At 61.2% G+C, this 14,920-nt stretch carries 8 protein-coding genes; 3 read left to right on the top strand and 5 right to left on the bottom strand.

The annotated features are described in order from the left end of the window. Window positions 1–11: 11 nt before the first annotated feature. Both P12x_RS19700 and P12x_RS19695 read left to right on the top strand, forming a co-directional pair. On the top strand, window positions 12–1,817 hold the full coding sequence (locus P12x_RS19700) for an aspartate kinase (protein WP_435006353.1): 1,806 nt from the start codon (window positions 12–14) through the stop codon (window positions 1,815–1,817). A gap of 110 nt (window positions 1,818–1,927) precedes the next feature. After that, window positions 1,928–3,184, top strand: a complete 1,257-nt coding sequence (locus P12x_RS19695; protein WP_435006352.1) for an argininosuccinate synthase — start codon at window positions 1,928–1,930, stop codon at window positions 3,182–3,184. A 189-nt stretch (window positions 3,185–3,373) separates the two neighbouring features. Here the strand turns inward: P12x_RS19695 and P12x_RS19690 are convergent, their stop codons facing one another. Both P12x_RS19690 and rsmD read right to left on the bottom strand, forming a co-directional pair. After that, the gene (locus tag P12x_RS19690) at window positions 3,374–4,735 is read right to left on the bottom strand and encodes a CCA tRNA nucleotidyltransferase (RefSeq protein ID WP_435006351.1); all 1,362 of its coding nucleotides are present in this window, start codon (window positions 4,733–4,735) and stop codon (window positions 3,374–3,376) included. After that, window positions 4,722–5,336 (bottom strand): 16S rRNA (guanine(966)-N(2))-methyltransferase RsmD, encoded by a 615-nt coding sequence (gene rsmD, locus P12x_RS19685; RefSeq protein WP_435006349.1) that lies wholly within the window; start codon window positions 5,334–5,336, stop codon window positions 4,722–4,724. Before rsmD ends, P12x_RS19690 begins: the two co-directional genes overlap by 14 nt. Before the next feature lie 485 nt (window positions 5,337–5,821). On the opposite strand from rsmD, the gene P12x_RS19680 reads away from it, so the two are divergent. Then, window positions 5,822–7,579 carry a peptidase MA family metallohydrolase gene (locus tag P12x_RS19680; protein WP_435006347.1) on the top strand — a complete coding sequence of 586 codons (1,758 nt, stop codon included), beginning with the start codon at window positions 5,822–5,824 and terminating at the stop codon, window positions 7,577–7,579. On the opposite strand, the gene P12x_RS19675 is transcribed toward P12x_RS19680, so the two are convergent. Genes P12x_RS19675 through P12x_RS19665 form a run of 3 tightly spaced genes read right to left on the bottom strand, consistent with a single transcriptional unit; the run spans window position 7,554 to window position 14,900 of the window. Further along, entirely contained in the window at window positions 7,554–10,949 is a 3,396-nt protein-coding gene (locus tag P12x_RS19675; RefSeq protein WP_435006345.1) for a UvrD-helicase domain-containing protein, read from the bottom strand. The genes P12x_RS19680 and P12x_RS19675 overlap by 26 nt on opposite strands. Beyond that, on the bottom strand, window positions 10,946–13,927 hold the full coding sequence (locus P12x_RS19670) for a PD-(D/E)XK nuclease family protein (protein WP_435006344.1): 2,982 nt from the start codon (window positions 13,925–13,927) through the stop codon (window positions 10,946–10,948). Before P12x_RS19670 ends, P12x_RS19675 begins: the two co-directional genes overlap by 4 nt. Next, window positions 13,830–14,900 carry an undecaprenyl-diphosphate phosphatase gene (locus P12x_RS19665; RefSeq protein WP_435006343.1) on the bottom strand — a complete coding sequence of 357 codons (1,071 nt, stop codon included), beginning with the start codon at window positions 14,898–14,900 and terminating at the stop codon, window positions 13,830–13,832. The genes P12x_RS19670 and P12x_RS19665 overlap by 98 nt, the downstream gene beginning before the upstream one ends. Window positions 14,901–14,920 lie beyond the last annotated feature (20 nt).

Genomic DNA, 14,920 nt, shown 5'->3' with positions numbered 1-14,920 from the left:
GAGCCTAGCCTGTGGCCCTCTTGGTTCAGAAGTTCGGCGGGACCAGTGTCGCCGATTCGAAGAAGATCCTGGCCGCGGCCGGCCGCGCCATCGCGGCCCACAATCGGGGGGAAAAGGTCCTCGTGGTCGTCTCGGCGAGGGGACACACGACCGACGAGTTGATCGTCCTGGCCAAGGAGATCCACGAACGTCCCCCCTCGCGCGAGATGGACATGCTGCTCTCCACCGGCGAGCAGGTCAGCGTGGCCCTCATGGCCATGGCGATTCACGCACTCGGCGTCCCCGCGATCAGCTTCACCGGCGCCCAGATCGGTATCGTCACCGATAGTTATCACACCAAGGCCCGGATCCGAAACATCTCGACCGATCGGATGGTCCAGGCGCTCAACGATGGGAAGATCGTGATCGTCGCCGGCTTCCAGGGCGTCGATGATGACTACAACATCACGACCCTAGGTAGGGGAGGCTCGGACACGACGGCCGTGGCCCTGGCCGCCGTCCTGGGTGCCGACGCCTGCGAAATCTACACGGACGTAGACGGCGTTTATACGACCGATCCCCGGGTCGTGATCGATGCCCGGAAAATCGACCGGATCAGCTTCGATGAGATGCTCGAACTGGCCAGTCTCGGCGCCGGGGTGATGCACTCTCGATCGATCGAATTCGCCAAGAAGTACGGCGTCCCGATCCACGTCCGGAGCTCGTTCAAGCCCGACGAAGGATCGTGGATCGTCGCCGAAGGGGATGCCCGTCGGCTAGGGGTCCGCGTGACCGGCGCGGCCCTGGCCAAGGATGAGTCGCGGATCACCATCCTGGGAGTTCCCGATCGACCGGGTGTGGTCCGTCGAATTTTCGGGGCGATCGCCTCGGCGAATATCGTGGTCGACATGATCGTCCAGAACGTCGCCACGGCCGGGACGACCGAAGTCAGCTTCACCGTGGCCGAGGATGATCTGGAACAGACTCTGGTCGTGGCCCGAGAGGCGGCAGACGCGGTCGGAGCTTCGGGCCTGACTCACGATGCTCAGGTCGCCAAGGTCTCCGTCGTCGGCCTGGGTATGCGGACGCATACCGGAGTGGCCACCGAGATGTTTGCTGCCCTTGCTGAGGCCGGGATCAACATCCAGATGATCACGACCAGCGAGATCAAGATCAGCGTCCTGATCGCGCGGACTGAGTCGGCCGAGGCCCTTAGGGTCGTACACAAGGCATTCGGACTGGAGCGGCCCGTCGAGGATTTGCCATCTACTCCACAGCATTCCAGCTGGTCGGCCACCCGAGCATCGCGCCGGAAACCGGCGACTGTGAATGGATCCGGCTCCGAAGCTTCGACCGCCAATGCCGCGGGGATGGAAGACCTGGTGATCTCGGGAGTCGAGTTGGACGAAGATCAGGCTCGGATTACCTTGCTCGACGTACCCGACCAGCCGGGCTATGCGGCATCCGTGTTTCGGAGGATCGCCGAGGCCGACGTCTTCGTCGATATGATCGTCCAGAACGTGAGCACCGAGGGCAATACTCACCTCTCGTTCACCGTCCCCCGTCACGAGGTGGATCGGGCCTCGAAGGCCGCCGCCGAGATCGGGCTCGGTAAACTTTCGGTCGACCCCGCCATCGCCAAGCTCTCGGTCCTGGGCGTGGGGATGAGGACGCATACCGGAGTCGCCGCTCGGATGTTCGCCGCCCTGGCCGAAGGCGGGATTAACATCGCCCTGATCAATACGAGCGAGGTCCGGATCAATGTCGCTACCGAACATGACCGTGGTCAGGAAGCCCTCGAATATCTCCGAAAAGCGTTCGACCTTCCGGCCGAATAGCCGCTAAGCTCGACTTGCCGATGTCGTGATTTCCGACGTCTCTCTTCCATCCGGGAGGGAGAAAACTCTTACTCACGAAGACGACTCTCGATCTCCTCAAGGAAACGAACGTGGCACGCGACAAGGTGGTTCTAGCTTACAGCGGCGGGCTCGACACATCGGTCGCCGTCAAGTGGATCAACGAGACCTATAACCTCGACGTGATCGCCTATACGTGCGACCTCGGCCAGGGGCAGGACATCCACGCGATTCGCGAGAAGGCCCTCAAGACCGGGGCCGTCGAGGCGATCGCCGAGGACGCTCGAAATCTGTTCGTCGACTTCTTCGCCTTTCCCTCGCTGATGGCCGGTGCGCTCTATGAGGGGAAGTACCCCCTCGCGACAGCCCTGGGTCGCCCCTTGATCGCGCAGCTCATGGTCCGGGTCGCGAAGGAACATGGGGCGGTGGCCGTGGCGCACGGCTGCACCGGCAAAGGGAACGACCAGGTCCGTTTCGACGTGACGTTCCAGACTCTCGCCCCTCACCTGAAGATCATCGCCCCGGTCCGCGAGTGGAAATGGACCCGGACCCAGGAACTCCAGTACGCCGCCGATCACGGGATCGAGGTCGAGGCCACCAAGAAGAGTATCTTCAGCACCGACCAGAATCTCTGGGGACGATCCATCGAGGCCGGTATCCTGGAGGACCCCTGGGTCGAACCGCCGCCCGAGACTTTCCAGTGGACGACCGATCCCCGGAATGCCCCGGATGAGCCGGAGGAAGTCGAGATCGAGTTCGAACGAGGGCGTCCGATCGCACTCAACGGTCGTCCCCTCGATGGTGCCGAGTTGATCGAGGAGTTGAACAAGATCGCCGGACGACACGGGGTCGGCCGGATCGATCACATCGAGAACCGCCTCGTCGGGATCAAGTCTCGAGAGATCTACGAGGCCCCGGCCGCGATCGTCCTCCACGAGGCCCATCGAGAGATCGAGTTCCTCACGCTCTCCAAGGAATCGCTGCGTTTCAAAACCCTGGTCAGTCAGCAATATGCCGACCTGATCTATAACGGGCTCTGGTTCAGCGCCCTCCATCAGGACCTCATGGCGTTCGTGGTCTCTAACCAGCAATATGTCTCGGGAGTGGCCCGGGTCAAGTTGTTCAAGGGCCATGCGATGATCGTGGGCCGAAAGAGCGAGCATAGCCTCTATCGCCACGAGCTGGCCACGTACGAGGAAGGCGACCAGTACGACTCCTCGGCCGCCCAGGGCTTCATCAAGATTCACGGACTCTCACAAGTGACCCAGGCCAAGCACCAGATGCTGAAAGGCCCCGGAGGCGGCCGCCTAGAGCTTCCCAGCATCATCCCACCGGATGCCAAGGGTTGATCGCAATCACCGGGCGAGAATGGGGCCGCTCTTGATATTGATGGGCCTCGATCCACTCATCGAGTCCAATCTCCTTGAAGCGAGTCCCCATTCTCGAAGCACCGCACGCATGTTAAGGTTCCGGTACGGGGCAGATCCAACGCTGCCTCGACTTGATCGCCATCATCCAGGTCTGTACTCGTCAAATCTTCAAGGCTGATCGGCCTGAGACGATTTCACATCCTGGTTTGCCAGTTGGCGGTCGAGCCATTCCAGAGCATCCTTCTTGCTGTGGACCAACCGCTCGAGCTGGGCTTCCCGGACCATCTCCAGGTGATGCTTGGTTTGCGGTCCCGGTCGAAGGCCGTGCCGGGCCAGGTCGTGCCCATTCAATATCGGCGGTGGGTTTATCGGGCCGGTCGGCTGGTCTCTCAGATACTGTTCGGCATAGTCGACTTGTTGGGTATCCCCGTTCGTGGCCAGTGCGTCGGCTCGATGGAGGGCGAGCAGTTCCTCGATCCCTGGTTCGGCGAGGATCTTCTTCAATTTGGACTCGCGCAGCTTCATCGCTTCGCCTAGATATTGATGAAATTCCACCAGCCAACACACACGTTCGCGCTCGGCGTTGGCCAGCCTGAGGTCCCTGCAGAGCCGATCGGCGATCGCCCGGCCTATCTGTTCATGATTATGGAAAGTCATTCGCCCGTTCTGGAAGCCTTTGGCCTCCGGCTTGCCCACGTCATGCAGCAATGCTGCGAAGGCGAGAGGGAAGCTAGGGTTGTCCGGGAGGTTGTCGAGGACCAGCTTGGTATGATCCCAGAGATCGCCCTGCGGCTGGACCGGCTTACCCTGAAACAAGCCTTTGGCTCTCGCGAGTGGGGGGAGAATGGCGGCGATCAGGCCCGTCTCCATGGCCAGGTCCATCGCCTTGCTCCGCGTGGGATGGATCAACATCCGGCGAAGTTCCTGCGCTATTCGTTCCGCGGCAACCATGCCGATCTGGTCGGTCATGGAGACGAGAGCCTCGTAAGTTCGCTGTTCGATCGCCAGGTTGAAGCGGGCGGCGAACCGGACCGTCCTCAGAAGTCGGAGCTTATCCTCGGCGAAACGGGCCTCGGGATCGCCGATCGCGCGAAGGATCCCCGCGTCTAGGTCGGCGCGGCCTCCGACGAAATCGATGATTTCACCGCTGATCGGGTCGAGGAACATCCCGTTGATCGTGAAGTCCCTACGCTCGGCGTCGACCCGAGCATCTCCGAATCGGACACTCTCGGGACGACGACCATCCCGATATTCACCGTCCGATCGGAACGTCGCAACCTCGACCTCGCCGGCAGCCTCGGGTCCCTGGACACGGACTACGCCGAAGCTGATCCCAACCGGTACGGTCCGGCGAAACAAGCCCATGACCTGCTCGGGAGTGGCGGCGGTGGCAACGTCGAAGTCGGATGGTTCGTGACCCAGGATCAAATCACGCACACAACCGCCGGCCCAGAGAGCCTCGAAGCCGGCGTCCCTCAGTCTTACGACGACCTCCTTGGCGAACTCTCGGCGCGGATCAGTCATGGACATCAGGCGGCCCTTCGACGGTCGGACACTGTTCGGAATGCTCGGCGGCTTCGATCGTCCGGATCGCGATTTGCGTCCCCCCATAGCGCCGGATATCCCAGTCGTCCCGATCGGGAAGGATCTCATCGTCGAGCTTTCGGCTCGACTCGGATGCGATGATCGAACCGACCGGGAGCGATGAGGACAGGCCCTGGAGGAGCCGAGTCACACGTTCGGGATGGTCCTGGTAGTCGGCGTAAGGGGGATCGATGAACACGAGGACGGGCTCCGCGTCGTCGGCCACGAACGATTTGCCCCATCGATAAGCATCGGCCATGACAACCCTGGCCCTGTCTTCATATCGGAGAGTGGCGATATTTCGACGAATCAGGGCTTGATTCTCGCGATTCCGTTCGATGAACACGGCCCGCGCCGCCCCTCGGCTCAAGGCCTCCAGACCGAGGGCTCCGGTCCCGGCGAAGAGGTCGATCACCAGCATTTCCTCGACGGACTCGCCGAGAATATTGAAGATCGCTTCGCGGACCATGTCACTGGTCGGGCGGGTTGCCCGATCGCTCGGGCCGTCGAATTTATGGCCGCGACGCTCGCCGGCGATGATCCTCATGGTCCCGACCTTTCCAAACTTCGACGTCTTTCAGGGATCCCTGGCCGAGCCTATTTCCTTGCCATAATAGCAAATTTCACCCTGTGCTTCACCTTGGACCGATGTCGACAAACCGCCGGACCTGGCTTGTTCATGAATCGAGCCGCCATGTCGGTCTGGAAAGCCTCAAGATTGCGCCTTCGACTCGACGATAATAATCGAAAATCACTCCCACCGGGATCGGGGTTGACCGGTCGGACCACCTCGACGATACTCCCGCCGCCGTCTCCTGACCAATCAATCGAGACAAGCTCTTGCACACCACCCAGGACGGGTTGGGTCAAGGTCTTGCGACGGCTCCCTCCTCATGGACGACCTTCGGGGACGAGGCCGGATCGACCTCTCGATGGGCCGTGGCCGAGAATGCCGACGACTCTAGTACGGCACTCTTGTTTCACCGCCTTCGACGAACTCGATTCCGACCGCTACGCAGGACACGGATCGTCATGCACGGCCACAAGATCGCGACCCTCCTGGTCGTGGCTACCCTCGGACTGGCTCGACCAACCCTTGGCCTTTCGTCCGATGCCACGGACGAAGCCAGGCAGTGTCTCGCCCGCAACGAAGCCACGAAGGCGATCGGCCTGTTGGAAGGAGTTCTCCTCAAGGCCGACCCGACTCGCGAGGGGGTGATGGACCTCCTCCAAAAGGCCTATGAAATGGCCGCGACTCAAGCTCAGGCGGCTGGCCGAACCCGGGAGGCTGAGATCTATCGGGAAGATCTGAAGATCCTGAATCGCAGGTCGAAGACCTCCGTAAAGCCTGCGGTCGAGCCCGAACCGCTCTCCTCGCCAAGTCCGGCGAGACTCCCCGAACAACCTACCCCGAGAATTCCCGACGCAGTGGAACCCGATCCAGTCATCGAATCCGCCGCGGAATCTCCAAGGATTGCCCCGCCCGCGATCGTTCCGGCAGAAAGCGAGCCCCAGGTCGAGCCCACGAAACCCCTACCGATGCCCGTCGATACGCCGGCACCGGCCTCGATCCTGGATCTCTCCGCAGGGGATTTTGCATTCCAGGCCAAGAATTATGCCGAGGCTGGGCGAATCTACGGGGAACTGGCTCGCAATAAGCGTTTGCCGTCCGAACGGCTGGAACATTGGGCCTACAGCCGATCCGCCGTCATTGTCGATCGAATCAATGCGCATCCTCGGACCGAAGCCGAGTGGGCCGAGATCGACGCAGAGATCGCTCAGATCCGTGCCATAAAGCCGAACAACTGGGTGGCCGAATACCTCCGAAACCGAGCGTCTGAACGATTGGCCGGACGTAAGCAGACGATGAAGGGTAAGACCGTCGTTCGTGCCTCCTCTCCCGAAGAACCCGCCGCGATCGATAGGCCCGTTCGGCCCGCCTCGATCCCTTCTTCAGCCACGGCCGCCTCGAATACCAAGCCTGTCGCTTCCCGAAGCGTTCCCACCATGGGTCGCTGGCAGACTCGCGAGACCGAGAATTTCAGGATCTATCACTCCGATCCAGCCCTGGCCGAACGAGTCGCTCAGGCGGCCGAAAGTGCCCGGCTGGAGCAGACGAAGCACTGGACCAACGCTCTGGCCATCAATCCCTGGCTCCCACTCTGCGAAGTTTACCTGTATCCCAGCGCGAAGCTTTACGCCCAGGCGACCGGCCAGCCCGAGGATTCGCCCGGATTTTCTACGATGGGAATGAATTCTGGTCGGATCATCTCCCGAAGGATCAGTCTCAGGGCGGATCATCCGTCGATGGTTCGAGCCGTCCTTCCTCACGAGATTACCCACGTCATCCTTGCCGACATCTTTCCTTCCGAGCAAATCCCTCGGTGGGCCGACGAAGGCCTGGCCGTCCTGTCCGAGCCGCGAACCGAGCAGGATCGGCGTGCCGCCGACCTGATTCAACCGCTGGCCGAAAATCGGCTCTTCGCCGTCGACACTCTCATGGGGATGGACTATCCCGACGAGCGATACTGGGCCCTCTACTATGCCCAGAGCGTCTCCTTGACGCGATTTCTGGTCGAGTTGGGGACCCCCGCCCAGATGATTCAGTTCCTCCAGGGCTCGCAAAAGAATGGTTTCGAGGCCGAACTCCGCAAGGTCTACGCCATCGACGGGTATGCCGAACTCCAACGCCGATGGTTGGTCTTCGCCCGGAATCAGGAATCGGCGAGGACCGCGACCCTCGAATCACCCGATTCGGCCGAAGTCACTCCCGATCTGCAGGTTCGTTAATCCGATCGTGAAGCCACCGCCGAACCGATTCCTCGATCAGCGCCTCATCGAACTGATCGTAATTCTCGAGCAAGCTAACAGTACCGAGACCGGATCGCCAGGCTCGGCGAATCGTGCCGAGATTTGCACGAGTCGCCGCGAGGACCGAGAGCATCAGCCTCAACCTCTCGGTTGGTTCATCGGCCAGAGGATCGCTCAGAATCACGAGTGCCATGCCTCCCGATGGCTCTCGATAGATGAAATCCGCCCGACCCTGGAAGATGGTCGTCCCGCCTCCCGGGATTTCTCCCATCATCCAGCGGAATGAACGATGCACCTCGGTCGCTGGTGCGATCCCGCTCGCGAGTGGGGTGGTCATCCAGGCCCCGATTCGTTTGACTGCCTCGGCCACCAGGCTCGATGGAGAGACCGGATCCTGAAGTCTCGCGGAGCGGTCGGCAGATCTGGTCAATTGTCCGGACTCGAAGGCCCGAGAATCGGCAAGAATCGAGCGTATCAGCCGATCCAGTCGGCCTGCCGTCGAGGGTAGGCCCAGGGACGGATCAAGGTCTACCAGAACTGGATCGGGCCTCGGTTTCCTACTCGAAGTCTGGGGATGCTCGGAGCCTTCGCGGATCGCGCGGGCCACGTCGAGCAGGCGGGGGCGTGATCGGAAGTTACCGGATTTTCCGGTCCCCTCCCGTTCTCGATGATCGACGATCTCGATCCGGGGCTCTCGGAAACCCTCGGGCAAGGGCTGACGAATCAGTCCAGACCTTCGATCAAATCGCCGGTCGAGCAATTTCATCGCCGGCGACGTTGGAGCCTGGTCGGGATCGGATGCCGAGGAGAGGATCAGGCTATCTCGGGCGCGGGTCGTGGCGACATACAACAATCGAAGGGCCTCGGCTTCGTCTTCGGTCCGTTCCTGATGACGATAGACGGTCCAGCCCAGGCTGTTTCCCGCCTCGGCCACTTCCCCTTCCGCGACCGGGGAGGAATCAACGACCGGATTGACCACCGGGCCAAGCTTGGCATCGAAGGCCACCCGCTTCAATTCTCCGGGTCGCTTTCGATCGAGGTCGGGCACGACGACGATCGGGAATTCCAGCCCTTTGGACTGATGGATCGACATCAAGCGGATGACCTGCCCCTGCTCGTCGGTGGTGGCAGCCTGAGTCTCCTTGGTCGCTTCGCGGAGGTCCGCCCGAAGGCGCTGGACGAAGTCTGCTAGAGTGAAGCCCCCCGACTCGTCGAATCGGCGAGCCATTCGGACGAGTTTCCGGGCATTGGCCCGCTTCCGATCGCCCAGGAACTCCCCAATCAAGGCCGCCTCGTATCCCGACTCGTGGAGGATCCGGTCGACCAAAACGGCAATCGGGAGCCGATCCTTATCCGCTCGCCATTCGGCCAGTTGGCGGCGGGCCCGGACGACTCGGGGGCGATCGGCCTCGTGAAGCCGATCGAGCCAGGATCCGCTGGCCCGTTCTAATCCAATGTAGGGAGAGCCCAGGACTTCGGTGGCGATCCAGTAGAGAGCATCGTCGCTGATCGAGAAGAACGGGCTCCTCAAGGCCCCGACCATCGAGACCGAATCGAGTGGGTCCTCGATCGCGGTCAGGACGTTGATCACGTCCAAAACTTCTTGCTGAGCGAAGAATCCCGAACCACCCACAACGTGATAATCCAGTCCTTCGGCAACCAGGGCCGACTCGTAAGCCGCGGCATCGGAGAGCGATCGGAACAGGAAGGTGACATCCCCCTGGGTTGCTGTTCTTCGCTGATGACTTACCTTATCCCGGATGATCCAACCCTCACGAAGTCTCGCCCCGACGTAACGGGCGATCCGCCGAGCCTCCTCCTTCCGACGTTGATCGGCATCCAGCTTCTCCGGTGTCGGGTGATCGTCGGAAGTCTGTCCCCAGATCATAGCAACAGCCGGCCAATCATCAGGGTCGGAAGTTGCGTCTCCGCCGGCACGGAGGGCTTCGCCGACCTCGGGGAAGCTCTCAGCAAACAACGCGTTCACGAAGTCGAGGATGGCCGGGACGCTCCGAAAATTCTCAGTCAGGTTGAGACGTCCATCCGCCGGAAACCGCTCGCGAAAGTCGCGAAATAGCTCGGGCCTGGCCCCTCGGAATCGATAGATCGACTGCTTGAAGTCCCCGACGAGGAACAACCTTCCGTCCTTGATCCCGGGCCCAGCCAGGATCTCCAGGATCTCAGACTGGACCGGGTCGGTGTCCTGAAACTCGTCGACGAGGATTAGGTCGAAGGATTCGGACAGTGATAGGCGTACCGAACTGGGGCCGTTGACGAGGAGATCGCGGGTCAACAGCAGGAGGTCATCATTGTCGATTCCCCCTCGCGAACGTTTGGCCTCTTCGTATTTCTGTCGCGCATGCAGTGCCAGTCGGGCGAAATGGAGCCCCTGAGCTGCCGCGAGAAACGACGTATGCTCGTCCCAGGCGAGGTTTTCCAGGAGATTATCGGCCTGTTTCCGGATTTCGCTATAACGGCCCTTGATCGCCTCGTAAATCTCCTCCGACGGCCAGGATCCTTTGCGAGGGAGATCCTGGACCCTTGCCATCCCGCTGATCTCTCCCAGGATCGACTCTGGGGCGGGTGAAGCCTCAAACCGAGCGAAGGCGTCGATCAGATGGGCGGCACGTTCCCGAATCTTCGCATTGTCGAATTCGATGGAGGAGATGAAATCGAGATGAGGGCGATTCGTCTCGATGAAACTGGTGATCAGTTGGGGACGGACCTCGCCGATCCATCTGCTGTGCCAGAGATCCACGAGTTCCCGAGGCGACTTGTCGACCCAATCGCGGATGTCCCCGGCCGAGCGATTGCCCAGGAGGTCGTCGATTGATCGACGGACCATCCCTAGGCCAAACTCGACGGCAAGTTCGATCAGATCCGGATCTCGTTCGGACAGCCGCTCGCGGAGCGAACTGGCCAGGGCTTCGTCCCGGATCGCCAGCGCGATCGACTCGTCCAGGACGGAAAAGCCGGGATCGACGCCCGCCTCAATCGAGTGCTGGCGTAGGACTTTCCCGCAGAAGGAGTGAAACGTCTCGATCCGAGCCGCGACCAGGCCCCGGATAATGGGTTGCCATCGTGCCGGGTCTCCCCCGGTCTCGAGCCGTACCCGGCTCTCTTTCCGGATCCGCTCGCGAAGCTCACGAGCCGCCTTGTTCGTGAAGGTCAGGGCGACGATCCGGCCAATCGACCGCGACTCTTGCGCATCGATCGCCTGAAGAAACCGCTCGGATAGTACCGTGGTCTTACCGCACCCAGCCCCCGCGCCAAGGGCGACGCTGGATTCGCGAACGGCCAGGGCCCGGCGTTGCTCATCCGTCAATCGGGCACGGGACGGCACCATCATTCGTCGCCCCCCAGTTCCGGACGCTCGTCCCAGGACTTGCCGGAGTTCCGGACCTCGACCACTCGGCAGGTCGATCGGAAGTCGCACGACTCCTGGCAATCTTTCTTCCGCGAGTCGATCGGGAAAACTCCTCCACGGAGCTGTCGGACCAGTGCGACCACGAATTTTCTCAATTCATCCCGGTGAGAGATCCAATCGCCCAGCTTCACGCTCTTGTAGCCGTTCTTGGGGAGACTCCAATAGCCGACATCGATTAACTGCTGATCCCCCGAAGGGAAGATCAACTGTTCGACCGCGAGCGCATAGAGCGTCAATTGAGAAGCCAGGCCCGACTTGACGTCCTTGCCGGATGGAGAGGATCCCGTCTTGTAGTCGATCACTCGGAAAAGCAGCTTGCCATCCTTCTCGACTCGGTCGATCCGATCGATTTTACCCTGGAGCAAAACCTCGTCTCCGTCCTGGCCCAATCTCAGATAGGGCTTCGAGTGTTCATTATCGGGCTGACCAAAAAGGACCTCGAACAGGTGGGGCTCGACCTTTTCCCCTTGCTTTCCGAAGTAGTTCACGAACTGGCCATGATAGCGGGAGAGCGTTTTGTTGGTTCGAAGGGTCCCGATCTCGCGGAGGACCTGGGCCACGTCGGCCTCGGCACCTTCGTGCCGCTCCAGTTCCACCCGCATATCGGTCTCGATCAGGACTCCCAGTCGTTCGATCAGATCGGAGGCGCCTTCCACGGCGATCTGTTGATGGATTTGTTCCAGGACATCATGCACATGGCTACCCCGACCGGCGTAGTCTTCGTCGAGTTCCCGCCGTTCATCGACGACCTTCAGGCCCAGGACATAGCGTTGGTAGAACTGGAACGGGCAGAGGGCGAATGATTCGAGCTGGCTGGGGCTGAAAGCATGGTTCGGTCCAAAATCGGCGGCGATCCGGACGATGGCAGACGGATCGCGAAGCCTCCCATCATAGGGTCCGAACTCGCGATCGTCGCGGCGGCGACCTGCTACGGAGAAGGCATCAGCCGTCCCTTGGAGTGCCTCGATATGAGAGGCTTGGCCGGCCATCCGTCGGATCGAATCGAGATCTTGATTCGCGCAAGCCCGGGCGATCGCTAGCACTCGTGCGTCGGAAGGGGAACGAGCTAGATCCTCGTGGCCGGCCAGGACCGGGTCGAACCGGGGGTATTTCTCCAGGATCGAGTCGCGGCTCGTGGCATCCATCCGACGAATCAGGTCATCGAGGAACCCCGAGGGTAAGAGTGCCTCGCCGTTCTGATCCGTCATCGGATAAGCGAGCACGAGACGATCATCCGTCGATCCCGCCACTCGGGCGAACCGGAGCATTTCGCGCGAATAAGCCAGGGACGATCCACCTGATTCCGGTTCAGTCGCGGCTTCGAGGTCGATCGATCTCGGCGAAGGGAAGGTTCGCTCGTCCAGATTCGCGAGGATGATGCAGGAGGCCCGAACGCCCTCCGCCTCCTCCACGTTCACGATCCGGATCGTGCCCGGTCGGGCAGGCATTGGAGGATTTTCGGCGTGGGAGACCAGCAAATCCACCAGGTTCGCGAAGGCTTCCCAGCTCGATGACTCTTCGGAGATGCTTGGACCGAGTGCATCCAGGACCCAGCCCCGATCTTCCAGGGCATCGCGAAGCGGTTGCAATTCCACCAGATCGAGGCCGAGATTTCGCGCCAGCTGAAAGAGCCGTCCGATCTGGAGTCGCCAGGGACCGGGTTTCGCAATTGGATTTATCCAGCCGGCAAGCCGTTCGAGCGAGTCGAGCGCAGCCAGGATCGCAGGGTCCTTCGGCTTGCGATCGAGGCCACTTGCCAGAGCATTACGGAGAGTCTCGTGATCGCGAAAGACCCTCGTCGCTCGGATGGCCGAGGCGGCCTCGAACGGACCGAAGGTTGAGGCAAGGTGACCTCCCGTCCATCGAATTTGGCCATTCCGGAGCAGTCGGACCAGCAGCGAGGTCTCCCATTGTTCGATCGGGAGCCGCATGACTAACCGAAGTGCCGAGATCGCCGGAAGGTTCGACAACTTACGCTGGTCACGATCCGAGACGGGCACCCCCCACGACGCCAGTGCCTCGCGAATTCGTTCGGCATCCTCGTCGAGTCGCGGAACTAGAACGAGTATATCATCCGGCGGGACGCCCTCCTCGATCCAATTGTTCACCTCTCGGGCGATCAGGAGTCCAAGTCCCTCCCCTTTGGGTCCGCCGAGTATTTTCAGATCACCTGCTCGATTCAGCGGAGCTCGAGTCGACCCGTCGCTCCGGAATAACTCTCGCTCGATGTAATCCATGCCGGGTGGCCGACGGAATAGCCCGACGGGACGCTCGGGTTCCTCAACGAAACCCCAATCCAGGAAGAGTTGACGAGTCCTGGCGATTTCCGCATAGAGTTCGGTCAGTGAATCTTCGGGCTCATACGGAAGGGTGACGGTCATCGACTTCGCCCGAAGTTGGAGCGATTCGAGCAGTCGCCAGTCGGCCCTGGTCGGTGATCTGGGATCGAGTACGTAAACCTCGCCCGGCCTGGAGAGCTCGGGGGGGCGTTTCCTCAACAGGGAGCGAGAGGCCCAGACCGCGAAGCCCTCGTCATCCTCGGCCTCGATCCTTTCGAGGATGGCTCGATAATGACCAAAGATCGCCCATTGTTCTCGATCCACCGACCCATCGGTCGGCGGAGTTGACGAGGGAACCCTTTCTTCAACCGTCCAGGAGGCGAATCGTCGGGCAAGTTCCCTTCGGAAGCCCGGCCACTCGACCGCCCGGTCGATCAGGTCGAGTTGTCGAGCGCGTCGAGCTTGCTCGATGGCTTCGGCCAGGACGGTGATCCGGCCGATGGTCGAGAGCTTCGCCGGTGGCCTAGCGTGGCTCGACGCTACCACCTTCCAGGCGTCTTCCCAGCACCAGACCCGATGGGGTTTGACGCTGCCGGACCGTCGGGCGAGTTTGAGGATCACCTGATCCCGGGCCATCGACGTAGGGACCAGCCAGAGACCTGGCGCCTCGGTCGTCGACCATTCGATCGCCCGATCTCGGAGTGCCGCTCCGTATGGGCCCTTCCAGAGCTGTCGAGGGCCGGACATCCGGGCGCTTCCCCCGTGTCGAATCCAGAACGATCAGAGTGGTCCCGAGCAGGACCAGGTATACAGAAAAATACCAAAGTCGCCCCGATCGGACAAGGCGGACGAGCCAGACGATCGCCAGGTATCCGATCACGCCTGCAAGGGCCGCGGCCACCACGATCTGCGCGATACGATCCGCGGTCAGAGTACTCGGGTCCAACTTCCGGAGTTCAAAGACCATCGCCCCGATGATGGCCGGGACCGCCATCATCAGGCTAAAGTTCACTGCCCAGGTCCGGGAGAAGCCCAGGGCCAAAGCCGCCGAGATCGTCAGGCCGCTCCGACTCACGCCCGGCAGAGGGGCGAACATCTGGGCAATTCCGACCAGCATCGCATCGAGCCAGGTCGTTGAAGACGGACCTTTTTCCCCACCTTTCAGACGCATGGTGATCAGGAGGATCGCCGCCGTGATCAGGAATCCGACACCGGTGGCCGTCAGGCTCTGGAAAGCTTCCTCGATGTACTTTATGAAAAGAAGCTTGTCGGGGATCAATGGTAACGTCGCGACGACTGCGAGAATACCCATTCGAAAGAGGGCTGGTCGTCGGAAGTCTTCGGCGACCTCTTCCGTGTTCAGCAGACCTTTCGCTCCAGCTATGATCTGATTTCGATAGCTCAGCAAGATCGCCAACAAGGTCCCCACGTGAAGCATCACGTCGAAGAAGATCTTGTCGGCGGGCGAGGAATATCGGCCCGTCAGTTCTTCAAACCCGAGCTGAGTGATGGTCAGGTGACCATCGCTGGAAATCGGCAAGAATTCGGTGAGCCCCTGGACCACTCCAAGGACGAGCGATTCGATCCAGTCCATGAGATCCCATCGGTGAGGTG

It is taken from the genome of Tundrisphaera lichenicola, from assembly GCF_051175385.1.
GTDB lineage: Bacteria > Planctomycetota > Planctomycetia > Isosphaerales > Isosphaeraceae > Tundrisphaera > Tundrisphaera lichenicola.
The sequence above is the reverse complement of the archived record's forward strand: the minus strand, read 5'-3'. Positions and strand labels throughout refer to the sequence as shown.

Excerpts from the sequence above, each read along its gene's own strand:
- P12x_RS19690 (WP_435006351.1), bottom strand. The coding sequence starts at position 4,735 with ATGTCCATGACTGATCCGCGCCGAGAGTTCGCCAAGGAGGTCGTCGTA.
- rsmD (WP_435006349.1), bottom strand. The coding sequence starts at position 5,336 with ATGAGGATCATCGCCGGCGAGCGTCGCGGCCATAAATTCGACGGCCCG.
- P12x_RS19680 (WP_435006347.1), top strand. The coding sequence starts at position 5,822 with ATGCACGGCCACAAGATCGCGACCCTCCTGGTCGTGGCTACCCTCGGA.
- P12x_RS19675 (WP_435006345.1), bottom strand. The coding sequence starts at position 10,949 with ATGATGGTGCCGTCCCGTGCCCGATTGACGGATGAGCAACGCCGGGCC.
- P12x_RS19665 (WP_435006343.1), bottom strand. The coding sequence starts at position 14,900 with ATGGACTGGATCGAATCGCTCGTCCTTGGAGTGGTCCAGGGGCTCACC.